At 66.5% G+C, this 25,843-nt stretch carries 16 protein-coding genes and 2 pseudogenes; 8 read left to right on the forward strand and 10 right to left on the reverse strand.

Annotated elements, in window-relative coordinates:
• Positions 1 to 63 precede the first annotated feature (63 nt).
• Positions 64 to 708, forward strand: coding sequence for a TetR/AcrR family transcriptional regulator (locus tag ACQPW1_RS24460; protein ID WP_433665070.1), 645 nt, complete (start codon positions 64 to 66; stop codon positions 706 to 708).
• Positions 705 to 1,289, forward strand: coding sequence for an Rv1733c family protein (locus ACQPW1_RS24465; RefSeq protein WP_433665071.1), 585 nt, complete (start codon positions 705 to 707; stop codon positions 1,287 to 1,289). The genes ACQPW1_RS24460 and ACQPW1_RS24465 overlap by 4 nt, the downstream gene beginning before the upstream one ends.
• A 240-nt stretch (positions 1,290 to 1,529) precedes the next feature.
• On the opposite strand, the gene ACQPW1_RS24470 is transcribed toward ACQPW1_RS24465, so the two are convergent.
• Positions 1,530 to 3,077, reverse strand: a complete 1,548-nt coding sequence (locus ACQPW1_RS24470) for an acyl-CoA carboxylase subunit beta (protein WP_433665072.1) — start codon at positions 3,075 to 3,077, stop codon at positions 1,530 to 1,532.
• A gap of 554 nt (positions 3,078 to 3,631) precedes the next feature.
• Between ACQPW1_RS24470 and ACQPW1_RS24475 the strand changes: the two genes are divergently transcribed.
• The 4 genes from ACQPW1_RS24475 (at position 3,632) to ACQPW1_RS24490 (ending at position 7,759) form a co-directional block, all read left to right on the forward strand.
• Positions 3,632 to 4,576, forward strand: a complete 945-nt coding sequence (locus tag ACQPW1_RS24475; RefSeq protein WP_433665073.1) for a transcriptional regulator — start codon at positions 3,632 to 3,634, stop codon at positions 4,574 to 4,576.
• Positions 4,577 to 4,634: 58 nt separating this feature from the next.
• Entirely contained in the window at positions 4,635 to 5,621 is a 987-nt protein-coding gene (locus ACQPW1_RS24480; protein WP_433665074.1) for an acyl-ACP desaturase, read from the forward strand.
• A 29-nt stretch (positions 5,622 to 5,650) separates the two neighbouring features.
• Positions 5,651 to 6,652 (forward strand): alpha/beta hydrolase, encoded by a 1,002-nt coding sequence (locus ACQPW1_RS24485; protein WP_433665075.1) that lies wholly within the window; start codon positions 5,651 to 5,653, stop codon positions 6,650 to 6,652.
• Between the two features lie 72 nt (positions 6,653 to 6,724).
• Positions 6,725 to 7,759: an LLM class flavin-dependent oxidoreductase gene (locus tag ACQPW1_RS24490; RefSeq protein ID WP_433665076.1), complete on the forward strand. Its 1,035-nt coding sequence runs from the start codon at positions 6,725 to 6,727 to the stop codon at positions 7,757 to 7,759.
• Positions 7,760 to 7,798: 39 nt separating this feature from the next.
• On the opposite strand, the pseudogene ACQPW1_RS24495 reads toward ACQPW1_RS24490, so the two are convergent.
• Positions 7,799 to 8,866 (reverse strand): annotated as a pseudogene (locus ACQPW1_RS24495) (fused (3R)-hydroxyacyl-ACP dehydratase subunits HadA/HadB); the annotation flags it as partial.
• 382 nt (positions 8,867 to 9,248) lie between these two features.
• Between ACQPW1_RS24495 and ACQPW1_RS24500 the strand changes: the two are divergent.
• Positions 9,249 to 10,161, forward strand: a pseudogene (locus tag ACQPW1_RS24500) (esterase/lipase family protein).
• A gap of 304 nt (positions 10,162 to 10,465) precedes the next feature.
• Positions 10,466 to 11,584 (forward strand): alpha/beta fold hydrolase, encoded by a 1,119-nt coding sequence (locus ACQPW1_RS24505; RefSeq protein WP_433665077.1) that lies wholly within the window; start codon positions 10,466 to 10,468, stop codon positions 11,582 to 11,584.
• A gap of 26 nt (positions 11,585 to 11,610) precedes the next feature.
• Here the strand turns inward: ACQPW1_RS24505 and ACQPW1_RS24510 are convergent, their stop codons facing one another.
• From ACQPW1_RS24510 to ACQPW1_RS24545, 8 genes are read right to left on the reverse strand one after another with little or no spacing between them, the layout of a single operon-like run.
• Complete coding sequence (locus tag ACQPW1_RS24510; RefSeq protein ID WP_433665078.1) at positions 11,611 to 12,132, reverse strand: hypothetical protein; 522 nt, start codon at positions 12,130 to 12,132, stop codon at positions 11,611 to 11,613.
• Positions 12,129 to 12,635 carry a hypothetical protein gene (locus ACQPW1_RS24515; protein WP_433665079.1) on the reverse strand — a complete coding sequence of 169 codons (507 nt, stop codon included), beginning with the start codon at positions 12,633 to 12,635 and terminating at the stop codon, positions 12,129 to 12,131. The genes ACQPW1_RS24510 and ACQPW1_RS24515 overlap by 4 nt, the downstream gene beginning before the upstream one ends.
• Before the next feature lie 46 nt (positions 12,636 to 12,681).
• On the reverse strand, positions 12,682 to 13,845 hold the full coding sequence (locus tag ACQPW1_RS24520) for a hypothetical protein (RefSeq protein ID WP_433665080.1): 1,164 nt from the start codon (positions 13,843 to 13,845) through the stop codon (positions 12,682 to 12,684).
• The gene (locus ACQPW1_RS24525) at positions 13,842 to 14,819 is read right to left on the reverse strand and encodes a hypothetical protein (RefSeq protein WP_433665081.1); all 978 of its coding nucleotides are present in this window, start codon (positions 14,817 to 14,819) and stop codon (positions 13,842 to 13,844) included. The genes ACQPW1_RS24520 and ACQPW1_RS24525 overlap by 4 nt, the downstream gene beginning before the upstream one ends.
• Positions 14,816 to 17,593, reverse strand: a complete 2,778-nt coding sequence (locus ACQPW1_RS24530) for a hypothetical protein (protein WP_433665082.1) — start codon at positions 17,591 to 17,593, stop codon at positions 14,816 to 14,818. The genes ACQPW1_RS24525 and ACQPW1_RS24530 overlap by 4 nt, the downstream gene beginning before the upstream one ends.
• A 1-nt stretch (position 17,594) precedes the next feature.
• On the reverse strand, positions 17,595 to 19,625 hold the full coding sequence (locus ACQPW1_RS24535; protein WP_433665083.1) for a hypothetical protein: 2,031 nt from the start codon (positions 19,623 to 19,625) through the stop codon (positions 17,595 to 17,597).
• A 14-nt stretch (positions 19,626 to 19,639) separates the two neighbouring features.
• Complete coding sequence (locus ACQPW1_RS24540) at positions 19,640 to 22,276, reverse strand: hypothetical protein (protein WP_433665084.1); 2,637 nt, start codon at positions 22,274 to 22,276, stop codon at positions 19,640 to 19,642.
• A gap of 1 nt (position 22,277) precedes the next feature.
• Positions 22,278 to 25,823 carry a tubulin-like doman-containing protein gene (locus ACQPW1_RS24545; protein ID WP_433665085.1) on the reverse strand — a complete coding sequence of 1,182 codons (3,546 nt, stop codon included), beginning with the start codon at positions 25,821 to 25,823 and terminating at the stop codon, positions 22,278 to 22,280.
• Positions 25,824 to 25,843: the final 20 nt, after the last annotated feature.

The following is a 25,843-nucleotide window of genomic DNA, read 5'->3' on the forward strand; positions in this document are numbered from 1 at the left end:
AACGGGCCGACAATGGGCGCGAAGTATTGTCCCAATGGGACAATAAGGTGGTAAACTGACAACATGAGCGACGATGGTGTCGATCTCGATGGCCGTCGGCTGCGTACCAGGCGCAGCCGGGAAGCGTTGTCGCGCGCGGCCTTCGACCTGCTCACCGAGCGGGGGCTCGGCGCGGTAGCCGTCGAGGACATCGCGGTGCGGGCCGGGGTCACCCGGCGCACCTTCAGTCGCCACTTCACGTCCATCGCGGAAGCCATCCTCGGCGATGTCGACCAAGACGTTCACCTGTTCAACGACGCTCTGTGCCGCCGACCGGTGCACGAATCGCCGCTGCTCGCGTACCGCAACGCCGTCCACGACTGGTTCGCCGTCGAATACGGCGGCGAACGCGCCACGCTGCTGGCCCGCCGATGGGCACTGTTCCAGCGCTTCGAGGACGAACCCGAGCTGTTCGCCGGATATCAGCGCATCCGCATCGAAGGTCAGCGAGAATCGGTGCGGATCATCGCCGCCCGGCTCGACGTAGACCCGGAGTGCGACCTGCGTCCGGCCACCGCGGTGGCCGCTGGCGCGGGCCTGCTCATCTCGGCATTGCAGACCTGGGCCGCCGGCGACGATCCGAGCGCCCTACCCGATCTCATCGAGGACTACTTCGCCACACTCGTCGCACTCACCACCGAATTCCGGACCGAGGAGTCACCGTCATGACCACAGGGTCGGTGAATATGTATCGCAGGACGTGCCGCCGCGTCGGGCTGGACCGAAATCCGATGCGCCGCAGAGAAGATCGCGTGCAGACCGTGGTCGCCGCGGCCCTGGCGCTGGTCTTCCTGATAATCGTGCCGATACTGGTGCTCGCGGTGGGCGTCCGGGTGTATCACACCGAAACCGCTGTGGTGCAAGCCAAGACGGCGCAGCTGCACCAGGTCGACGCCACGGTGACCGAGACCGGGAAAGCGCCGCTGTACGCGCCGATCATGCCCGCCAAGGTGCAGTGGAAAGACGCCGACGGCGTCGTGCACATCGACGACTATCAGTCGACCACCGTCGTGCAACCCGGTCAGGCCGTGACCATTTGGCTGAACGGCGCCAACAAGATCGTCGAGCCGCCGTCGGGGACGCAGGCGCTCAGCAAGGCGGTGCTGCTCACCTCCGGCGCACTGTTCGGCGTGCTGATCGCGGTGGCGGCCTGCTACTTCGCGCTGCGCCGCAGCCTCGATCGCAAGCGCCTGCGGATGTGGGAAATGGAGTGGGCCACAGCGGATCTGCGCTGGGGCAGCCACAGCTGATCAAGAGTGCGGCGTGGCCTCGGACATTCGTCCTCGCAAGCGCTCCGTGCCCGCCGGCGAGGGTGGGGTTTCAGGCTCGGCGGGCACGTCGCGTGCCCGGGTCGCGGCGAACGACGTCCGGGCACGGCATCGACGTTAAGCCATCACACCCGAACCCGTTCGGCTGGAACATGATCACCGGACACGCCACGATCGGAACCTCGGTTGTGTTGTGACACACCACAACCGGGCCAGCGTCGATCAGATGGGCAGCAGGCTGTGCTTGCGCGGATTCGGTGTCGCGGCGCCCTTGTCCCGCAGCAACCGCAGGGCCTTGCGGATCTCCAGGCGGGTCTGTGACGGCTCGATGACCGCGTCGATGTAGCCGCGCTCGGCCGCGATCCACGGGGTGCAGAGGACGGCGTTGTAGAAGTCGACCATCTGCTCCCGCACCGCGGCACGCTCGTCGGGCGGAGTCGCCTCGAGCTGCTTGCGCCCGGTGATGCTGACCATGCTGTCGGCCCCCATCACCGCGATCCGGGCGGTGGGCCACGCCAGGCTGATGTCGGCGCCCAGTTGTCGGCAACCCATCACCGCGTAGCCGCCGCCATAGGCTTTGCGCGTCACCAGCGTGACGATCGGGACCGTCGCCTCGATGACCGCGCGGAAGAAGCGGCCGCCGCGCTTGATGACGCCGTTGCGCTCCTCCTCGAGACCGGGCAGCACGCCGGGGGTGTCGACGACGAACACCACCGGCAGACCGTACGCGTCACAGAGCCGGATGAAGTGGGTCGCCTTGTCCGAGGCCAGCCCGTCGAGGGCGCCGCCGAGTGCCTGGGGTTGGTTGGCGACGACGCCGATGCTGCGGCCGTCGACCCGGGCGAAGCCGGTGATCAGGTTCTGCGCGGTGTCGGCGCTGATCTCGTGGAAGTCGCCGTCATCGAAGATCCGGAGCAGGATCTCGTGCATGTCGTAGCCGACCTTGTCGGTGTCCGGGATGATCTTGTCGAGCTCCAGGTCGTGGCTGGTCACCTCCGGCTCGAGGCCAGGATTCACCACCGGTGGCAGTTCGAGGCAGCTGGACGGCAGGTAGCTGAGGTACTTGCGGGCCCAGTCGAAGGCCGCCTGCTCGGAGTCCGCGACATGATGGACGGTGCCGTTGCTGGTGAGGGTGGCCGCGCCGCCGAGGTCCTCCGCGGAGACGATCTCGCCGGTCACCGCCTTGATCACCTCCGGGCCGGTGACGAACATGTACGACTTGTCGGTCGCGACGAGCAGGTCCATGTTCACCGGCCCGTAGACCGCGCCGGCCGCGCACTTGCCGAGCATGATCGCCACGGTCGGCACGAATCCCGAGAGATCCTTCTGGCGCTTGCACATCAGCGCGAACCAGGCCAGCGAGGTCACCGCATCCTGGATCCGCGCGCCGCCGGAGTCGTTGATCGCCACCACCGGGCAGGCGTTCTTGTAGGCGAACTCCATCGCGGCAGCGACCTTGCGGCCGAACATCTCGCCGACCGAGCCGCCGTGCACGGTCTGGTCGTGCGCGATCATGACGACCGGCCTGCCGTCGATGGCGCCGCGGCCGGTGACCACCCCGTCGCCGTACATGGCGCCGGCCGAACCGGGCTGGCGCATCAGCGCGCCCATCTCCACGAAGCTGCCCGGGTCGAGCAGCGCGCGCACGCGTTCCCGCGCGCTGGGAATGCCCTTGGCCTTGCGCTTCGCGATGCCGGTTTCGCCGGCGGGTTCCTCAGCGAGCTCCAGGATCCCCTGCAGCTCTTCCAGCTTCTCTCGCGTACCGGTCATATGTGGTGTCTTTGCCCTTCGAAACTCTGCAGCGTCGCCGTACGGGGGCGCAGCGCTCGATGTTATCCGTGGTGAGAGCTACTGCACAGTTGTTCGTCACATCCCATGGGAGAGCTCACAGGTTTGGCCGTGGCCCGCATGGTCCATGCGTCACCCTGCGCTGCCTGCACAGGAGCGCGGTGTTTGTGCAACTTACCAGTCGACGCGCGACGCGCCGATGACAGCTCCCGAGGATCGCGCAGATGTCTATTCGGGGACGGGCAGGTGGCGTTAAGGTGACGTCGACGCAGCGCCGGAATGCGCGGTCGGCGCTGCGTCACAAACAAACTCGGGTCCGGGGGATCGCGCCGAAGTGAAAATCGCAGTGTGTCGAATATGCTGTCCGTACCAGAATTGTGCTCGTATGGGACGGTTGACGTAACGAAACTTACTCGGGTGCTTGTGATTTCGCCCAACGCGTGCCGTGATCGCTGATGACTTACCCGATTCCGTGCAAGTATCCCGATTTCATCACGATTCGTCGCTAGCCTTCGTAAGTCATGACGGCTATGCGGATGAGTTCGAGTTCCGAGAGTCTGGCGTCGAAACTTCTCGACTACCTGGCACCGCGCGCAGGCGGTGATCTCTCCGGCGACGTTGCGACAACCACCAGGGATTGTGTGGCGGCGGCCGTCGAGTTACTCGCACCGCCCACCCCGAACCAGGTAGCCGAGCCACCCGAAATCGCAGGCACCGCAACACGTCGGGCGCGCGAGGGCATCGCATTGGAAACCGTGCTGGCCGCCTATCACGACGAAATCCGGTCGGGCCTGGAATTCATTGCGGCACATACCGAAGGCGACGACGAGGTCGCAGGCGCGCAACTGATCTTGCGGCTGCTGGAAATGGTGACCGTCACGGCGTCGACCGCCTATGTGGACGAACATCGCCTGGTGGCAAGGGAACACCAGACCGCGGCGCAAACCCTGGTGTCCGCGCTGCTCGGCGGCCATGCGGTGGGAGAGTTGGTGAGCCAAATTGGGATTGCCGTCGCACCGGCGTATCAGGTGGTGGCGCTGAGCATTCCGGCCCATCCGGACGAGCGAAGACCGGGCGCGGGCGCCGCGGCGGCCCGGCGCAAGCTGCGCAGAGTGCAGGCCGCGCTGGCCGATCCGCTCGGCTCCCGCGCGCTGTCGCTGCTGTCCGCGGCGGGTGGCACCGTGCTGGTACCCACCGACGTCCGGCCCGCCCGCGTCGGCACGCCGTCGATGACCGCCGACGTACTGACCGCGCTGGCCGAGGCCGCCGAGGTGCCGCTGACCGCCGTGGTGGCCACCGCCGGCACCGCACGCATCCCGGAACTCGCCGCGCGCACCCACGACCTGCTGGACCGCATCCGCGCCGCGGGCAGACCGCCGGGTCTCTACCGGGTGGAGGAGGCGGATTGTGATCCGGCCCAGCAGGTTCGGATTCCCGTCGTCACCTCGACCAACGATCACGAAATCGGCCGTTCCGCCTGACCGCGCCCGCCTAGTGTCGAATTCGCCGCGCTGTCGGCGTCGAGCAAAAGGAGCATGTGTGACCACTGCGTTGACCGATCGCGATATTCTCCGCGAACTCGAACCCGTCGCCGAACGTTTGCTCAACGAGCACCTGCGCAAAGCCAGGCCATGGAACCCGCACGACTATGTGCCGTGGGACGACGGCCGGAATTTCGCCGCGATGGGCGGAATGGATTGGGAGCCAGGTCAATCGAAGCTGACCGAGGTGGCCAGAACCGCGATGGTGACCAATCTGCTCACCGAGGACAATCTGCCGTCCTATCACCGCGAGATCTCGGAGTCGTTCTCCCTCGACGGTGTGTGGGGCACCTGGGTCGGTCGGTGGACCGCCGAGGAGAACCGGCATGCCATCGTCATGCGGGACTATCTGGTGGTCACCCGCGCGGTCGATCCGGTACTGCTGGAAGAGGCCAGGATGGCGCATATGACCACGGGTATCGCGAAACCTGTGAAAGGGCCACAGTTTCTGCGTTCGGTAAGCTATGTGACATTGCAGCAATTGGCCACCAGAATCAGTCACCGGAACACGGGAACAGCGTGCGACGAACCCATCGCCGAGCGTATGCTCCAACGGATCGCCGCCGACGAGAACTTGCACATGATCTTTTACCGCAACATCAGTGCCGCCGCTCTGGATCTGATGCCGAACGAGACGCTGCGTGCCATCACCGACATCGTCACGCGCTTCCAGATGCCCGGCCTCACCCAGCCGAACTTCCGCCGCAACGCCGTCGTGCTCGCCAAGCTTGGAGCGCTTGCGAGTGACGAATGTCCGAGGCCGCACGGCATCTACGACCTGCGGCAACACCTCGATGTGGTGGTGCGGCCGGTGCTGCGGGCATGGAATGTGTTCGAGCGCACCGACCTATCCGGTGACGGCGAACGAGCCCGCGACGAGCTCAGCGCATACCTCGACGAGTTAGCCGAGAAGGCAACGCGATTCGAGGAAAACCGGGATCGGGTGGCGGCCAGGCAGGCAGAACGAGCCGCCGCAGCGATATGAGACTCCGGGGCCCGATCAGCGTGGCGGCGATGACAGTAATCGCCGCGACGGTCGCTGTGCCCGCCGTGGCGGATACGCCCGGCCTACCGAGCGGGCCGCCGCCCGCCGTCGATCCGGCGATGACCCGCACCGGGCTGATCTCGATCGAAAGCGCCGGCCAGCACCGCGACCACCTGAAGATCGCCTCCGCGGCCATGTGGCGGATCATCGAGGTAGACGTGCTGCGCGGCACCGGTTCGGGCCCACGCCCGACGCTGTATCTGCTCGACGGGGTGGACGGTGAGACCACCTCGGGCTGGCTCAGCAAGGGCGGCGCCGCGGAGTTCTTCGCGGACAAACCCGTCGACGTGGTGCTGACCAGCGGCGGCACCGGCAGCATGTACAGCGACTGGGACCGGCACGACGCCGCCCTCGGCCTCAACCGGTGGGAAACCTTCCTCACCGAGGAACTCCCGCCGATCGTGGAATCGCTGCTGAAGTCCAGTGGACGTCGTGCCATCGCGGGAGTCTCGATGGGTGCGCAGGCGGCAATGATGCTGGCCCAACGGCATCCGGGACGCTATCGCGCCGTCGCGGGCATGAGCGGGTGCTACTCCACTGCTGATCCGCTCGGTCACGCCGTCACCACGATCACCGTCGCCTCGCGCGGCGGCAACGTCGAGAACCTTTGGGGCCCACCGACTTCGCCGGAGTGGGCGGAGCACGACAGCCTGCTCGGCGCGGAGGAGTTGCGCGGTACCGCGATCTATCTCTCGGCCGCTACCGGCGTGCCGACCGGTGCCGATCTGGTTGCCATCGCGCAGTCCGCGACGCTCGTCGAAGCACTGCGGCTGGCGGGCGGCGGCGCGGCGTTGGAGGCCGGTGCGCGGTCGTGCACCGAGCGGTTCGCCGGGCGGCTGACCGAGCTGAACATCCCCGCCACCGTCGAATACGACGCCGCGGGCATGCACTCCTGGCCCGACTTCGAGGCAGAGTTGCCGCGGGCCTGGGCGGTGCTGGCGAAGGCGCTGGAGCTGCCGTCACCGAAGTGATCCCGGACGCCGTCCCGAAGTGACCATCGACGCAGCGCGGAATCAGCGGCCGTTCGTCGCGTTGACACAGATATGACCTCGGCACTTCCCTCCGTCCGGTTCTCCATCCTGGACCGTTCCCGCGTTCGGCGCGGTCAGAGCCATCCCGCCGCGTTACGCGAGACGATCGAGTTCGCGCGGCTCGCCGAGGAATGGGGTTATCACCGGTTCTGGGTGTCCGAGCACCACAGCGTGCCCGGCGTGGCCGGGTCGGCGCCGACGGTGCTCGCCGCGGCCGCCGCAGCGGCGACCGAACGCCTCCGGATCGGAACCGGCGGGGTGATGCTGCCCAACCATCAGCCACTGATCGTCGCCGAACAGTTCGGCGTGCTGGAATCGCTGTATCCGGGTCGGATCGACATGGGTCTGGGCCGGTCGGTCGGCTTCACCGACGGCGTGCGCCGCGCGCTCGGCCACGACAAGCGCGACGCCGAGGACTTCGACGCGCAGCTGACCGAGCTGCTCGACTACTTCGACCATGGCCGCAACGGCGTGCACGGCTGGCCTGCCGAGGGCCTGCGGATTCCGGCGTTTCTGCTGGCGACCGGTTCGGGTGCGGATCGGGCCGCGCAGTTCGGGCTGCCGCTGGTCATCGCCGCGGTCGGCGGGCAGGACCGGATGGTCGAGGCGATCGAACGCTACCGCGCCGGATTCCGCGCCACCGCGTGGGGCGCTGAGCCATACGTCATGGTGTCGGGGTCGGTCGTGATCGCCGATACCACCGAGGAGGCGCACCGACTGCTCTTGCCGGAGGCGTGGTCGAACGCGTATTCGCGGACCCGCGGCGAGTTTCCGACGTTGCTCCCGCCCGCGGAGCTCGAGGCGCTGACCATGACTGATCGGGAACGGCGGATCTTCGAGGAATCGTTGCAGGGTCACGTGCACGGTACCGAGGACGAGGTCGCCGATCAGTTGGAGCGGCTGGTGACCAGTACCGGTGCCGACGAAATCCTCGTGCACACAAGCACTTACGATCGTGCCGCGCGGCTGGAGTCGCATCGGCGGTTGGCGCGGTTGACCGGACTGCTGGGCTCCGAGGGAGCGAATCGCGCTGTCGCCGCGGTCTAGGCGATGAGTCGATCGGCAAGGGGGGAAGCGGACTTCCGCGGCGGCGTAGCCGAAGAGTCTGCGTCCGTCCGAGCGTGCGTCGATCGAGACGGTGGCGCGGCGCCGGCGCGGATCGAGCGAGGTCACCTGGCCGTGGAACTCGATCATGCTGGCCGCGAACGGTGAGATTCGCAGGCAGTGCGTGTAGTGCGCGAACTGCGCGCGAAATCTGGTCACCGCGGCCGGATCACCCAGCCAGGAACTCAGAAACGCCGCGGCCATACCGAGTTTCAGCATTCCGGGCGCGACAGCCGACGGTAATCCGTCCGTCGACTCGTCGTTGCACAAGACCGGATCGGTGTCGTCGACAACGGCGGCGTAGTTCAGCAGATCGCCGCGAGACAGCCGCACGGGGCGAAGCGGCAGCTCGGTACCGACGGTGAGCGCATCGAAATCGACTGTGGTGCGCGGTATTCGGATCCCGCGCAGCGGGGCGACACGCGCTGCGGCCGCGAGGGGACCAGGCGCTGGGTTCGGCAGGCTGGGGGAGTATCCGTCGGGGGCTACGTTGCGGACGGTCTCAGCCAGCCGCGGGTCGGCGAGCCCGGTCCTGGCGAGCAGTGCGGTCGAGCCGGTCTGCACCGTCTCGCCGTGCTGATCGATGAGCACGCTCTTGATCGCCAGTACGTCGTAGTCGGCGAAATGGCGGCACGATTCGAAATAGATGTCGCAGGTCAACCGGTCACCGGCGACTAATGGCCTGCCGATGTCGAGCACTCGATCCGCATGCAGAATTCGCGTCGCCCGATAGCCGGTGAGCACGGTATCGAGCATTTCCCGCTGCACCTGGCCGAGGATGATCGACGAGAAGGTGGCCGGTGCAACCAGCCCGGCGAAACCGAGATCGGCGGCCCCCGCCTCACTCCAATGTGCCGGATGAAAATCCTGGACGGCCCGGGCGAATTCGCGAATCTTTTCTCGGGTCACTTCGTAAGGCGTCGTAGCACGATACCGGCGGTCGACCAGTGCTCTGACCTGATCGGACGGATTCACGGAAACGTCGCGCATGATTGCTCTCCGGGGGTCGACCATCGGTTCGGCGCCGACGGCTGGAAAAGATTCACCCATGCTCGGCCCTTGCGCCTATCAGCTCCATGATTCCGCCGCTTGTCTGTAGACCTCACCGTTCGACGCGGTCGCTATTCGGTAATAGGCACGTGCCCGCTGTGCGGCGTCCAGAGAATCCGGCGATTGCGTTGTGACTATTCCTCACCGAGTTGTTCTCCGCCGCCGGACTGTGTCGTTTACCTAACCGCGACAGCGGCTTTGGTGAGCTGTCCAGAAAGGACGTCGAGCAGTGGGTCGACCGGCCGCACGGTTTTAGCGTTGGCGCAGTTTCGGTGCCGTTGCGCGCATACCTCGGCACTGTCACTCGAATTCTGTGCTCGACATAGGAAGGCATGCAATGAAACGAAGTACCTTCGGCCGATCGTCGCTCGCGGCGGCGGTGATGACGGGCGTCTCGGTGCTGGTCATGGGCATCGCCGGGAGCGGCGCGAATGCCGACCCCACGGCCACGCCGACCGAACAGTCCCTGGCCGACTACATCGCCGCGGGCCGGAAGGCGGCACCGGTCGCCGAGTCCGGCAGTTCGTCCGGCTCCGCCTGCAATTCCGGCAGCGGCGCCGGATCGGGTAACGGCTCCGGCAATTGCTTCGGCGGCTCGGGCAGCAGCTCCGGGCTGTCCGGCGGATACGCAAGCGACACAGTCGGTTACGGCCTGCCGATGACGTCCTGGCTGGCCGCCTTCGGTTACGGCCTGCTGAACCCCGACGCCGCGCCCGCCCGGCGCCAACGACTGGAACTGCAAGCCGACCGCCGCGCATCCGCGCCCGGTGGTGCTGCTACACGGCACCTGGATGAACGCCTACAACGGATTCGCCTACATGGGCCAGCCGATCAAGGACGCGGGTTTCTGCACCTTCACCTTCAACTACGGCCGGTCCAACCTGATCCAGGGCGGCGGCCTCGGCTCGGTGCTGCCCGGCGTGATGGGCACCGGCTACATCCAGGACTCGGCCAAGCAGCTGGCCACCTTCGTCGACCGGGTGCTCGCCGCCACCGGCGCCCCTGAGCTCGACATCGTGGCGCACTCGCAGGGTGGCGCGATGGCGAACTGGTACACCAAGTTCGAGGGCGGCGCGGCCAAGGTGAAGAACCTGATCACCTACGGCGCAACGCATCACGGCACCTCGCTGGACGGTATCGGCACGCTGGGCCGGGCGATCAACAACTTCGGCATGACGATGATGTATTCACCCCGCGCCCTGTCCATCGCGCTGCGCGCCCTGGACCCGGCCGGGCATCCCGATCTCGAGTGCACCTTCAACCCGTGGGTGATCGGCGGCGCTGGCCAGCTGTAGCACCCGCAGAGAACGTGCGTCTCGGCGAACAGGCGAAACCCATACCCTCCGAGCCTGTTCCGGCAGACGCACCACCGCCACGCGACCAGTCCGCACCGAACGGGACCTCAACCCCGCCCCTGTTCTGTCGCGAACTGTCCGCGTCGTGGCGAACGTGCCCACCGAGCGGCGACCGCACGCGCCGCCCGGTGGGCACTGTGCTTTTTCATCGAATCTGTAAGAGGTTTACCGAATCTGGATGAGATTTACGTGCCATTGGTCACGTGGTTATATCCGCTCCATGATTCGCTGTTTGCCTGTATCAATGAAACGACGGACCTCCAGCCGATCGTCGATCGCGGCCGTCCTGATGGGCGTCACGGCGCTCGTCATGGGCGTCGCCGGCACCGGCGCGAACGCCGCGCCGGACGAGTCGATCGAACAGCAGATCGCCGACCGCATCAACGTGGCCGGGCGCGGCGCGGCAGTCGCCGATTACGGCTTCAGCGCGGGCCTGTCCGGTGGATTCGCCAGCGACACAGCGGGTTCCGGTCCGGTGCTGCCGTCCTGGCTGGCCGCCTTCGGCTACGGCCTGCTGAACCCCGATGCCGCGCCGCCCGGCGCGAACGACTGGGGTTGCAAGCCGACCGCCGCACACCCGCGCCCCGTCGTGCTGCTGCACGGCACCTGGATGAACGCCTACAACAGCTTCGCGTTCATGAGTCAGCCGATCAAGGACGCGGGCTTCTGCACCTTCGCCTTCAACTACGGCCGGTCCAACCCGGCGCAGGGCGGCGGCCTCCCGCCGGTATTGCCCGGCGTGATGGGCACCAGCACCATCGAGGACTCCGCCAAGCAGCTCGCCACCTTCGTCGACCGGGTGCTCGCGGCCACCGGCGCACCCGCCGTCGACCTCATCGGCTACTCGCAGGGCGGCGCAATGGCGAACTGGTACACCAAGTTCGACGGCGGCGCCGACAAGGTGCAGCACCTGATCACCTTCGGTGCGACGCATCACGGCTCCACCATCGACGGCATCGCCGCACTCGGCCGCGCCATCAACAACATCGGTGTCGATGTCGTCGGCGCCAGCTCGATCGTCGTCGGCCACGCCGTCGCCGAACAAACCGTCGGCTCGGACTTCGTCAACCAGCTGAATGCCAACGGCGACACCATCCCCGGCATCGATTACACGATCGTCGGCACCCGCTACGACGAGATCATGACGCCCTACAACCTGACCTTCCTCCGGCCGACCCGCGGTGCGTCTGTCCAGAACATCACGCTCCAGGACGGGTGCGAGACAGACTTCTCCGACCATCAGACCCTGATGTACTCACCCCGGGCCCTGTCCATAGCGCTGCGCGCCCTGGACCCTGCTGGCCATTCGAACCTGGCCTGCACGTTCAACCCGTGGTTGATCGGGGGCGGTGGGCACCTGTAGATACCCGACGCGAAATGCCCTCGGTGTCAACGCGGTTCGAGTTGCGGATCGATCTCCCGGAACCACTGCTCTGCCGCCGGTTTGTCCTTGAAACCGGGAACCGCGATCACCGTCGCCATCGAGTTCTGCGCCCACCGCAGCACCCACGATCCGTCCCAATCCAGCTCCACGGCATAGCGTCCCAGTGCGGTGGCGTTCGCGGGCCAGGAAGTCGGGTACTTCGATGTGGCGTCGCGTGCGGCGGCGTTGTCGGCAAACTTGACGGCGGTCAGGGGTTTGCCATCGCTTGTGCCGCAACTGAATGTAGGCAGCGCGTTGCGCGGTGGGATGACGCAGCTGCCCGAGTCGGTGATCGCGCGTGGCAGGTCGATGCCGAGGGGACGGGCCGGTGCGGTCTCGACCGCCGAATTCGGCGGCGGCGGAACTGATTCGGCAGGTTCGGCGGGCGGAGTATGCACGAGAAGCACGACGGTTGCCGACAGTGCGGTCAGGCCGCCGACCACGGCCCCGACGATCGGCGGCAGGGCCGGCCAATCCAGCTGCTTCATGAGTCCCACCTTTCGCTGTACGGGCTGTCGGCAACCCAGACCGTGACGTCGGCCTGTCGGAGGACGCCGTGCTGATCGCGCCAGCCGAGGCGTGGTGTCGTCGCGACCCGGCCCACCAACGAGGATCGGTCGGTGGCCGTCGTCCCGACCTGGACATGTTTGCTCGGATCGACGACGTCGTTTTCGACCGGCTGGAAATACTTCACCCCGACGCAGTCGAGTTCACGCCAGATGTGCATCCGCGCCTCATCGATGCTCTCACTGAGATCGTAGGCGCGGATCAGCCCGTCGATCAGGCCCTCTTTTTCACCGCGCAGCCTCGCGATGAGTTCTTCCTGTCGCCGGACCGCCCCTGACTCGACCGGTGGCGTCGGCCGATAGAGTTCATCGTTCGAATCCGATTGCTGTTCGCGGTTTTCCATGGCGCGTAGGCAGTACCCGAGCACTATGCAACCGACTGCGATCAGCAGCGCCATCGCAAGCCGGAAGAAAAACTCTGCCATTACACCCACCCTTGGTCGATGCGGTTCAGCCCGCCGTACGGCGCGATCAGTTCCATACGCCTGCCTCGCTCAATATCCAGCGGGCGGGATCGAGGCAGCGGAAGGGCGATATCCCGCTTTCGTGTACCTGTTCGCCTGCGGGCAATGCGCCAAGGGCTGAGACGGCGAAGAATCGCGTGGGTAGCCGTGCGCCGGTGTGCGGTGAGTCGGCGGCGTCGATGATCGGTTTGGCGCCGAGTTTCACCAGCAGGCTGCGTACTTCGGCGTCGACCAGCTCGCCGTCGTCATTGTCGTAGGGCCCGCGGATCAGGCTCGGGTCACGGGAGAACCCGGCGCCGGGATTGCCCATGACGGTGCTCCAGTCGGTTCCGGCCACATTCTTCAACGCGTGCAGGGCGTCGAACTTCGACAGCACCACGGCCAGTTTCGGATTGTGCGGACCGATCATCGAGATCACCGTCTGTAGCACGGTTATCGGCGCCACGTCGTACGTCTCCTGAGCGGGGATGAGGTCCCGAAGCTGACTGGCGATGCTCGGTACCTTGAGTGGATCGAACATGTAGACAACGCCGTCCGCGTTGCCGAAGAACTTGGTCCACGTCTGGCCGATGTTGTTCTGATCGTGCAGATCCTCGCCCGCGACGTCACGAATGACGAGGTACTGCTTTCTGCCGTTCCAGTGCCCAAGACGAAAGATCAGCGGATCGCGGTGGAACGGATCCTTGACGCCGATGCTCGAGGTGGGCGGCAGCATTTGCCGCTGCACATACAGGGTGTTCTGATAGTGCTTCTGATAGGTGTCCGCCGTACGTTGATCGTTCGGCTCGACGACGCAGCCGATCCGCTCGCCGAACAGCTGCAGCGCCTTTATCAGCACTGCGACGTAGACGGTCTTTCCGGTGTACCGCGCGCCTGCCATGGCGATACAGGTTGATCGGCTGTCCCGCCAGCCGTCGGGGATCCGGTAGTGGCAGTACGGGCAGACCTCTTCGACCTGCGATCCGACCTGCGCCGCGGCAAGGGCGCGTGACGGAGTCAGCACGATGTTGTTCCGCTCCCTTTTCAACTCGGACGGCACGATGTGGCGTGTCTGGACCTCGGCGCCGTAATAGCGCGATGCGACCTCGTCGATCTTCGTCTCACCGCTGGTCGCCATCCAGCTAACGCGTTCCGGTGTGAGCGCGTTGAAACACATTGGGCATCGGGTCACCGCTCCATCTCCTTGTCTTCGGTGGTCAGTGCGGCGAGCAGCCCGCGGACGACACTCCGCAGCACCGGTGCACGGCTGTCGGCGTCGGGCAAGCTCTTCAGGTGTCCGGGATCGATCGCGGTGTATCCGGTCGCCCGGGGCACGGGTGTGCCATGAGCGAGGACGAGATGACGCACGCCCTGCTGTGCGGCGCGGCCGAGCGGTGGCGTATCGGTGATCACCAGAACCACGTGCTGCTGGTTGTGCGGCAACAGATCTCGTGTTGTCAGGCCGATGCCCGCACCCATGTCGCGCAACATCGACTCGACTCTTTCGGCGAGATCGCCGACCGGGTGTATATCGACGGGAAGTGTTGTCGGCCCGAGGATGTCGACGCTGCGCAGGTCGCAGGAGGCCGCTTCGGCCACGCCGGTGACCAGCTCGGTCAGGACCGTAACGGAGCCGTCGCCGATCCGCGGCACCATGGACGCGGTCGTATCGATCGCGAGACCAACAGTGGCCGCCGAAATCCGGGGCGCCTGATCGGAGCCGAGTATCTCGTGCGCCGCGCTGCAGGCCGCTCGGGCGAGCGGGCCGAGCTCGTCCGGTAGCCGCACGCTGACCTCGATCTGGTTCCCGGCTGGTCGCAGCCGTGCCAGTTCCGCTCGATGCAGCCCGCTCACATCCTGCTGGACGACTTCTACCCGGAGCGAGTCCGAATTGTGCTGCCCACCGTCCACCTCGACGAAAAGCGTTACGGCGGTGCCGTCTCGAAACACCGCGGTGCCGTCGTTCGGGAAAGCCGCTACTGTGCAGCGGGATTCGATGTCCGAGACGACGACATGCCCTTGATGGATTCGAGCCGTCAACGTCTCGGATCGGTCCGCACGGTCGACGCTGATCCGAACCCGGCCCCCGGTGCCCTCCGACCGGATCTGTAATTCGCCATGCGGCAACAGAAACTGCTTCCCTCGGTCGAGGAAATAGGTGGTCATTGCCGAACCCCGTTCCCGCAGTTGGCGTTATGCCAGATCCGGGTGAAGCGGTCGAACTCGTGGATCAGCTGGCCGGACTCGGCGGTCCGGTCCCGCAGCTCGCCCTTGACCGCGTCGACGAGCGCTGCTTCGGTTCTGGGCGCGTCCCACCGGTGCGGATTGCGCATGGCTTGCACGGCTACCTCCTCGAAAATCGTTCTCCCACCCGGCTTTCGCATAAGCAGCAAGGGGTCATCCGATTGCCGTGCCGCGGACGGAGGCGCGGTGGGTGCGGCCAGGACGGCGAGCACACACACCCAGTGCGCGTCGAGACCGGTGTGATCGATCAACGCCAGTAGACCTGCGACGGTGGCCTGCCAGTTCTGCACCGCATAGTTCGCCAGCGCGACCGCATGGGCCGTGCCGAGCGTCAGGACGCGGGGTGCCGTCGGATGCTCGAACTCTTTGGAACGCAAAAGGATGTAGGCGACGGCCATATCTGTGGCGAGCGGTGCGGGCAGCCGCGGTTCTCGCCGTTGCCCGTAGTCCGCCAACAATGGCCACAGCGTCCGGATTTCGGTCCGGTGAAATCCGCGCCAGTCCACTGTCGCCAGCCTCGCCCATGTCGCCGCCACTTCGTCGAGGGCATCGTCGTGTGGGGTACCGGTGAGCGGAGCGGAACGGGACTTGCTCGACCCAGTACGTCTGCTGATGCGGTGGGTGAGGGCGGCGAGCTCCGCCGGGGAGCAGGTCTCGATCAGTGACAGCCTGAAGAAACGTGGCGGAATCATGTTGTGCCACTGCGCATCAACGCTCAGCAGCTCATCAATGTCCCACGGCTCATCGGTGAACAGCGGCGTGATATCGGTACTGCGCCAATCCTGTCGCGAATGTTCCTCGTAGAGTGCTCGGGACAGGCCGATCGGCGCCGCCCACGCCCAATCCCGTCGGTGCTGTCCGTCGTACGAGCGGAAGATCCGAAAGACCGAGTCCGCTACGAGCTGGTACAGCGATGTCTCGATCAGGGCCGGGGCACGGGTCAGGGCAGCGAATCGGACAGTGTCGGCACCGAGCAGCCACTGCCCGACCTCGCCGGCGAAACGCTCGCCGAGCGGGCGACCGACAACCGGTTCCTCGGGCACCACGGCGGGAAGTACGAACGCCGTACGGACATGTTCGGTAATGGATCCGATCGCCGCGACGAACTCCGGGCCGTGTATGTGGTCGTACAGGAGTGGTCGCAGCGTCCTGACCAGCACCTCGCGCATGACCGCGTCGATGTCGTCGCTGATGAGTCCGGCGTAATCGAGCAGCTCGAGCATTCTGAGCGCCGTTCGGGACACGTGAGCGCACTGCACCCAGTCCGCGCCGACCTCCTGCGCACGACACGCGAGCTCGTGCACGGCGTCGCGCGCTTCTGAACTGAGGTCGGTGGGCTCCTGGCCGGCGTCCGGCACGAATCGTGTTTCGTAGAAGCGTTGTTCGCGCCCCAGCCAATCCGGATCCCGCAGGGCCAACACGACGAACATCCGGCCGACGACATCTCTGGTCAGCCCGCCCGGCGAAGTGTCGACGGCGGTGTCGGCCAACGCGTTCCATGCGCCCTCGGCGGTGGTGCCGAGCGTCGGAAACAGCACGCCCGCGGCGGATGCCAGCAGTACCGGATCCCGTTTCAACGATGCGGGTGATTCGCGGTCGATAATCTGTCGCGCAGCCTCTTTGGCTTCGTGCAGTAGTGGATTCCCGGCGACAACCATCGCCAGCGGCCAACCCGGTGTCAGGTAGGGCTCCGGCACCCGCGCCGCAATCTCCTCGACGCGCTGCAGTGCCTGATCAGCGGTTGCGTAGTTCAGCAGCACGGTTTCGGCGAGGGCCGACCATCCGGTGATGGGCACGATCGTGCCGCGCTGAGTGTGGTGGTCGGACCTGCCGAACTCGCCGGGCTGGACCGGTTGGGTGGTATCCACGAGGACAACCTCGGCACTGTCCTGGATGGCTGCACTGTCGCGTGCGGGAATGGCGACGATGTGCAGGCCGCTTCTGATCGCCGATGCCACCGAATCTGCGCGATCGAAGGTGGTCCAGCTCAACCTCGCTGCCGTCACGGCCGCCATGAAATAGCTGACGGCGCCGATCCAGAGCGCGGCGGTGTCGGGATCGTCCACGGCCAGGACGATGCGCGGACCGCCGCGCAGGCTGTGCTCGACCGCGTCGAGTAGCACCCGCAGTATGCCGATGTATGAGAACCCCGGGGTGAGCAGGAATTGGAGGACCGTCGACCGTTCGATGGCGCGCCCTCGGCGCGGGCGAGCTTGCCCGGGTTCCAGTTCGGCAGTGGCGACACTCGTCTGCCCGAAGGGGGTGAGCCAATCGGGTGAGCGCCACAGGTCGATCGGTCGCACGCCGTTCGTCTCGCCGATGTCACGGTCCAACAGGATGTGCGCGAACACATTTCCGGGTCTGCCTGCGGCGTCGGCGCCCGCAGGCACAGTGTGACAGTAGACAGCCGAACGGGCGTCGATACTGACGTACATCAGTCGCCTCGGTAGTGCGGCGATGTCAGCGGCGGTGGGAAAGGGTGGTATCGGCGTCACCGGGTCCAGCTGCGTGGACACCCAGCCGACCAGCGCGGTCTGCTCGCCGTCGGTGAGGCCCGCGGTCTGGTCCTTCGGCTGCCATCCGCTGCGTCCGGCAAGGCCGGATCCCGCAGGCGCGGAGTACGAGGTGTAGGTGAGCTGGCCGAACCGGCCGGTGTCGGCGGGCGCGGATTGTGCGGTGTATCGGGGAGTCGTCATGTCATCGCCCACGGGAAGGTCCGGTGAGCCGGAGGGTGCGCAGTGGCGGATCGATGATCGCCAGCACCTGCTGTTGTTCGGGTCGCACGTCCGCAAAGAGCCGAACGTACCCGGCGAGCTCGTCGGCGGGTACCCGCCAGACGAGATGCGGGTCGCCGCGCCGCAATGCGGCCGGAATGATGCAGTCCACCGATGCGGATCCGGCGTTCTGGTCGTAGAAGTAGGTGTCGATTCGCCGGCCGTCGTCGATGCTCAACGGCAGTCGCTCCGGATTGTGCACCAGGACGAAGGGCGGCGCCGACGGCCGATCCAGTTCGGGCAACAGCCTGATTTGCAACCAGCGATCGCGCCGTTTGAGCTGTATGGTCAGCACCTCGTAGCGCACTCGAAGCAAGCCCGGGTATTCGATACTGGTGACGACGCCGAGAGTCGGAGCCCCAGCGGCAAAGGTCACCGGTACCAGGTGAACCGAGCAGCCGAGCGCGGGGAGTGGTTCGGGCAGGTGCAACCCGCCGTCACGGACGTACATGTCGCGGTCGATGGTGCCCACGGGGCGTTGCGCCACCGCTGTTTCGACCGGAATGTGGTTGCCTGCCACATACACTCGGATCTCGTCGGCCTCGGCGGGCCATGCCATCGTGATGATTTGTTCGTTGCAGCGCTCGACCACTCGTGCACTCGGCATGAACTCAGCGCGCCGGGCCGCCACCATCGTCGTGCCGACTTGAACCTTCCCGTCGTGCGTAGTGACCGGGGTCAAGTAGACGAACACCCAGTCCGACGGCCAGGCAACCTCGGTCATCTGCGACATCTCCCCGGGGACAATGGGATTGGGTACGCGGCTAGCGGCTGTTAGCTGGGCGTCGGCCGCGATGGTGGTGCTGGTGAGGCGCTCGACAACCACGACCGACTCGCTGAGGCTCAGCGGTGGTTTGGCCGCGGTCCGGTAGATGTGCACGTCACCGCTCGGCGGTGTTGTCCAGGACAGATCGAGCCAGGTTTTGGTTCCGGCACCCCGTTGCTGAACGGTGAGATCAGTGATCCGCTGCAGGTCGCCGAGTCTGTCGACCTCGTCTTCGGCTGCTACCGACAAAACGGTCCCGTCCCCGATGTCGACCTCGCTGATCGCGCGGTAAAGGTATCTACCAGGCGATACTTCGGTGTCGGTGAAGCCGGTGAGGTTATGGTTCGTCGCGAGGATGCGGTGTCGCTCGTCGCCGATGTCGATCATTCCGCGCAGGGGTACGCGGTACACCCGCACCCGCGTGGTGTTGGGCAGGACCGACCACCTGCCGATCACCGAGCCATGGTCGGCGACGACCTCGAAACCGCTGACCGGTGCGATGATCTGCCCGCGCGCCAGCAGTTCCGGTGCGCTCCGTTTGGCCTCGTCGATCGTGCTGCCGCGATGTCGCCAGACCACCACGAATCGTGCCGCCGCGACCAGTGGTGCCGTGTCGTACGCTTCAGCCGAGGTGGTAGCCGCGATGAAACGTCCTCGGTCGGGCCGATGCGGCTCGTAATCGTCACGTGCGGCGACGCGATAGATCACGACGCCGGGATCGTCGGTGACCTCGCTCTTCCAGTCGAGTCGGTAGCCGTCGACAGCGGACGTGATCGACAGCCGCGCAGCGGAACCCGTCCCTCGAATGACGTCATTGTTCGGGAAGTCGCCATCGCTGAGGGTGTATTCGATGTCCGGCAACGGATCCGGCGTCTCGTCGAAATCGGCGTCCGGTGCGGGCAAGGTCGGTTCTGCCGCTACCGCTGTGTCGATGGGCGTTTCGGGTTCCGGCGGGTCGAGTGGTGCATCGATGCGGTCCCGGTTGATCAGCACGGCAAGGAATTGCGCCGCCCACTTCGCGGAGGCGGGCAGGATCTGGGCGATATCGTCCGCGCTGGTCTTGCCGGAGCGCAGGATCTGATTCAGGCGCGAGTCGGTGACCGCGCCCTGTTCGAGATTGCCCTTGGCGACTTGCTCGTCCCGCCACTCGCGCAGATCGTCGAGGATCCTGTCATCGAGAGATGTCACGTCGGCTTCCTCCTTCAGAAGATCGGTGAGGTCGGCTCGGGCAGTGGGGACCGCGAAGGCGTCGCTGAGCCACCGAGATTCAGCTCGTCGAACGACACCCCATCGCTGAACTGCGTGGTCACCGCGATCCAGCCCAGGTCCTTGTCGACGAAGTCGATTGGGGATTCGTCGGTGACCCTCGTCTTCCCGCCCGCTACCGCCGGGTCGGTGAACAGTTCGGTATCGAAATGACCGTCCTCGGCTGATTCCGCATCACCGACGCCCGCGCGGAAGTGCTCGACCGATACCAGTTGCGGCACACCTTGTTCGAAGTATTGGACGTCGCGAATCAGACGATCGCGCGCCGTGCCCGGGCCGAGCTCACGGAGCGCGGCGGCCCACATCGACGATGAGCCGGCCGCGGGCACGCCCGCACCGGTGAACCGGTCGGCCCAGATATCGAGCGCGGAGCCCGATCCCGCACCCTGTTGGGACAGGATCAGCTCAGGTTTCATCCTGATAGCGCGGGCGGTCGGCCCGAGCTGCTCGCCCACCGAGCCGATGATCTGGTCCCATGGCGCCGACAGCCAGCCGACCTGGAAGAGGTTGGCCCGCAGGTCAGCCGCCACCTCGTCCACCTGACGATCGTCGGGCCGCGCCGACCCGACCGCGGTCTTGCGGGGCAGTCCCCAGCGGATTCGCGCCGCGTGGTCGGTCGGTGTGCCGGTGAAACCGAGCGGATCTGCCAGGAACGTCCCGAGTATCTGTGTCCACGACTGGTATTGGGTGCATGCCTGGCTGAGACGTTCGACGTCACGCAGCGCCGTGCGCAGATTGTGCTTGTCGATGTCGATGGTGCTCGCCGCCTCGCGCAGCCGGTTGAGCAACCGGAAGAGCGCACGTTCGGTAAGGACGAAGGCGAGTAGCAGCACGAGGGTGAGCACGATCGCCGCGCCGCCGCCGATCTCGAGCGCCCGGACCACGGTCAGTCGCTCCGTGATCACCCCCGCGACATCGGCCGCCAGTACGAGCAGGAACAGGAGAATCGCGACCTGCGTGCAGAAGACCAGCCAGCGTTGCCGCTTGGTGGCGGCCGTCGGTTTCGCGGCCTGCGCCGCTTCCCGAATCTTCTCGAGTAGGTAGCGCACCTCCGCGAGCGTGCGGTCGAGCTCCTGGCTGATCCGTTGCCCGAACACGTGTCCGTAGCTGCGGTGCAAGCCCGACCGCCAGCTGCCGAGTTCGGCTGTGGCGCTGGCTGCTTCGGCCTGGAGCGACTCGTCCGCCTCGATGGCGTCGAGCCGTTCGGCGAGCGTATTGATGCCCGCGATGTCGCCGGGGGAGACGGAGCTGATCCCGGCTTCATGCGCGAGTGCCTGCGGTGTCACGACGAATTCGGACTCCGGCCCCGGGATGACATCGGCCGCGGCGGGAATGATGGCCCGGTTGACACCGATCTGCGCCGGCGGCAACCGATCCGACCTTTCCTGGGCATCGCAGAGCGTAAACGCCGCGGACGCATAGTCTTTCCACACTACGGACAGGTCCGAGCTCGCGATGGTCCCCATCGGCTCGTCCGCGGACTCGTCGAGTGCGTTCGCGAGCTGACGGGCCGCGGGCGCATAGGCGGTCCACTGCACCGCGCGGCCGTCCGAGCTCTTTCCGTCGACCACCACCCGGTAGTCCGACTCCTTGCCGAGGACCAGCCTTTCGATCAATCGCGCTGTCGCGGTGGCACGTTCGTCGGAGTATCGCTGCTGCCAGGAACCGGGCGAGTTCCGCAGTGCCGCCCACAGGAAGGACAGAAACATCCGCAGGACTTCACGCCAGCCGATGAGCTTGCGCTTGCTGTCCGGCGGTGGTTCCGCACGGGGCCCCTTCAAGAGCGACTCATGCTTGGTCCAGAGCTGCTCGGCCATCCGGCGTGTTTCCTGTGGCACGTCGTTGACGTAGATCACCGGATCGATCTGGTCGTACGGCAGCGGCAGCCTGTCGGCGACATCGAACAGCTTGTGCCGCAACTGTTCTGCGATGCCGCCGCATTCGAGCTGGCGGTAGAACGAACGCGCCACCCGGAAGGTGTCGCCGGGCAGCGGATGCAGGTCCGCCATCGGCCGATGTTCGACCGCCGACCACAGACCGCAGAGGGCGACCAGCACCGGTGTGGCGTTGCGGGCCACCACTACGGGGTCGTCGGAATCGAGCGATTCGTGGCCGAGCGCCGGGCCGTGCGCGTCCTCGGGAGCTATCACGACGTTGTGCCAGCCGGCGAACGCGGGTTCGGCGTCGTCCGGCAGCTCCGCGCCACCGCGCACGATCAGCACCCGCAATTTGGTGAATTGCGCAGCCGCGCGACGGTGTTCGTCGAGATACGCCGACAGCGCGCGTTCGCTGGCGGCGCTCGTGGCCCGATCACCGGTCACCGTCGTGATGAGCACGCAGAGGGTGACGTGATCGACCGGTGTCGGACCGGCCAGCACGTCCGCCAACCGCTGCGGCTGTGCGACGCCATCGTGCAGCCGCAGCACGGGCGCCGCCCCGCCGACCGGTGCGGCCGCGTCGTTGTCGAGCCAGAAGAAGTCGCGCACCAGTCCGGTCGCGGACAGGTCGGTCAAGACATCTTTGATCGCCGCCGCGGACCCGGGCGACGCGACGATCACCGTCACTCTGCGCATGTCACACGCTCAAATCCGGCTCGTGGTCGGGATCATCGGGGTCGTACACGGGCTTGTCGGATACCTCCGCCAGTGGCGTGCAGCGCCGTACCAGCTCGATCAGGTCGCCGGCCGACTGATAGACGTCGGGCGCCAGATCGCGGAAAAGTGGTGTCTGCGAAGCGAGTTCACGAGTCGAGATGGTGGAGAACCTGCCACCGCCCACCGCGCCGTGCGGGCCACGCGGCATATAGAACGTGCCGCAGATACCGCGCACCTTCTGATACCACGCGGTCAGGCCCGCCGCGCGTGCCTGGACCGAATCGCCCCTGGCGACACCCTCGACCGGGGCCGATCCGGATCGCGTCTTGCCGGTGCGGAGCCAGTCGATCATCAGTTGGTCGGAGGATCGGCTGCTGAGGTTCAACCCTTCGGCCGGATCGTAGGGCGACGCGTCGTAGATGCCGCGCAGCGCCTTGTACGGGCGCAGCGAATGCATGACGGGCGCGTCGTGGGCATGCGCCATCGCGAGCAGCACCGACTCCAAAACGGCGGGCAGCCAATCATTGGGACCGAGCCGGTCCGGCGATGTCAGCAGCGGATGTGGGAAGTCCAGCCAGCGCCCGAGTTCGTCATCCCAGACCCGGACGGGCTCGTTGAACGGCGCCACCGGAATCTGGACCAGCCCGAGGCTGAGGCCGAGGAACCAGCCGGCCACCATGGTGCGGCGTTCTGCGTCGGTCATCGGTAGCGCTGCAGGCAGCGGACGGGCGCGCCGCCATTTCCAGAACTCGGTCTGCTGCGATCGCGTCGACCCGTCCCACTGCCTGGCCGCCGGATCGAGCACCGATCGGAAGACCAGCGGCGAATAGTTGGGAAAGGAACCGAAGATGTCGATGCGGGTCAGTCCGTCTTCACTGCTGAGTGAGTCCTGGAACGACGTTTGCACGGTTTCCTCGATCGATGCGTCGTTGCGCAGGGCAGCGACCAGGTCCGGCGCGATCGGCATGTCGGAGAACGGGATCGACGAGAACTTGTATCGATAGAGCAGCGGCTGATTCGGGTGCAGCACGCCGAGTGCGTCGTTGTTGACGCTGGCGAGCGGGCGAGCGAGCCGCAGCGCGTCGGTGAAGTTGGCCGCGATCAACTCGCGCCGCTGGGCCAGGACCGCGTCGCGTTCCCGGCGGTCGGAGACGAACTCGCGCAGGCTGACTCGGACGAAGCGGTCGAAGGATTCCCCGGTGCGTGCGATGAAAGCCCGTGCGCGGTCCAGGATCTCGGCGGAGCGCAGGTGCACCTCGTAGCGCGCGGCGGAGGGCGGCGGCAGTTGCTCGCCGGTGGCGGGGTCGAGGACGAAGGCCTTCGGCCGCCAATCGACGGTGCGTTCGATCAGCGGCGTGTGCACGCCGGGCGCCGCCGAACCGTCCCTGGTGCCCCATATTCCGGTGACCACGATCGTCGCCGCGGTCTGCACCGCCTTGATCAGCTGCGGCGGCGCCGCGGCGTCCAGCGCGACGGCGCTGGGCAGGTCGACCGCGAACTGTGCGGCGAATTCGGTTGAGGGCGTGAGCATTACCTCGTTGTTCGCATGCATGAAGCGTCGGGGAATCGGTGCCCGGTCCGAGGGCCACGCGGCGTACTGGTCGGTGGCGAGCAGGGCAAGCCCCACGTCTCGGGTGGGTCGATCCCGGTCGGCGCGCAGCGCGGTGTGCGGTTGGTTGAGCGCGTCGAGCAGCGGGTTCAGTACCTCGGGTACTACCGCGGTGGTGAGGTCGGCGACCTTCGCCGACAGCGCGGCCATGATCTGCTGGTGGATCTGCGGCCGATAGTCGTTGACGACGGATCTGATGATGGCCGCACCGGACGTGATCTGACCGCGCCGCAAGCCTTTCAGGGTGTGCTCGACGGCGGGCGGCGGTTCGGTGATATCGCGCGGCGCGTGTTTGGCCAAGTCTTCGGCGCCCGGCCGGATGTTATCCCCGAGATGGGTGGCCAACCTGTTCAGCATCGCTGTCGCATAGGGCAGTCCGATCGCCGATGCCGCATCGGCGATCCGGTCCTCGATCGCGGCGACCATGGCCGGATACCAGGTGAACGCATGGGTTTCGGCGGCGCGATTGGCGGCGTCCCGCATCCTTTTGCGCAGCGAATCATCGTCCATCGCGGCGCGTACGTCGGGCACCCACTGTTTGGCATGCTGGCCGTCGGCCCGCGGAATCGCCGGGCGGAGAACCGTTTCGGCGATATGGTCGATCATCCGTTCGAGATCGTCGGGCGGCAGCAAGATTTCGGTGAGCCAGCCGACCACGTCGTGCGGATTCAGCTCGTGGGTGCCGAGCCCGGTGCGCGACAGGACCGTTCCCCACTGGCTGTCCAGGATCGAGTCGATCTGTTGGTCGTCGGAGGCCCGGCTGGTTGGGTCGGCGTGGCCGTCGAGCAGCAGGTCGACACAGCTTCGGGCCAGCCGCTGCGCGGAGTACTCGGCGTAGCGTTCCCGGCCCATGCTCAGGCTGGAGAAGCCGTAACTGCCCCACGGCAGCGCATCCCAGTAGTTCGCGCCCCATCCGACGTAATCGCGTTCGCCCGCGACGGCGGCCCGGTTGGTCAGGTCATAGTCGACGAACTGGTCGGTCGCCCGCCCGCTCAGCATCATTCCGGCCAGGCCGCGGGCCAGCCCGCGGTAGATGGCTTCCTGCGTGCCGTCGCCGAAGGGGGCAGCTTGCGCGCCCATCGTTCGGCTGACCGGGAACACCCGCGCGAACGGCACCGGCGCACCGGCGCCCTTCTGCTGCCCCAGCGCGGACAGCAGGTCGACATCGTGTTCCCGCGCGGAGCCGAGCTGACTGGAAATGATCTCGCCGAGCATCGCGAGCGCGTTCGGCCGGACGCCCGTCGTCGCGGCCGTGCCGAGATGGTCGAAGACATCCGCGGTGACCATGAAGAGCCCGATGGTCAACGGATCCAGGCCCTGGACCATGGTGAGCAAACGGCACACATCCAACGCCATCGACGCGCCGGACCCGCCCGCCATCGAGGACACCACCAGTACCAGAGGCGGGGCGTCCGGTTCGAATTTGCCGCTGCCGGGAAACGCGAGATCGCGCATCTCGGTGGCCGTCTCGATCGAATTGAGCCGGTCCCAACAGGATTGCAGGCGCTGCGAGATGGCCGTCGCCTGATTGAGCGTGATCATTCGGCCGACCGCGCGGAACTGACCGGCGCCGGTGCTGACCGGCACGGGTACCGCCCCTGGCTCGCGCGGTGCCCAGGTGGCAATTGTGTCGAGCCGGTTCTTCTGCCGCAGCTGGTGGCTCAGCGCGTTGTCGAGAACCGAGTACTTCTCGCCCTGCGGCGCCGCACCGAAATAGGTGCCGCCCTGTTCCCGGACATTACGCAGGCCGGTAGGCAATCCGCCGGGCGCGGTCGGTACGTCGATGCTGACGAACTGCCAGCCTGCGGGGATGCGGTGAATTCCGGACCGGCCGAGGTCGGACCGCACCTGGTCCATCATGTACGCGATGGTCACGGCGCCGGAGCCACCGCAACCGACGACGAGGAAGCGCCTCATTCTGGTTCCTTCACTTGAAT

This window comes from Nocardia sp. CA-128927 (assembly GCF_050955855.1).
Classification (GTDB): domain Bacteria; phylum Actinomycetota; class Actinomycetes; order Mycobacteriales; family Mycobacteriaceae; genus Nocardia.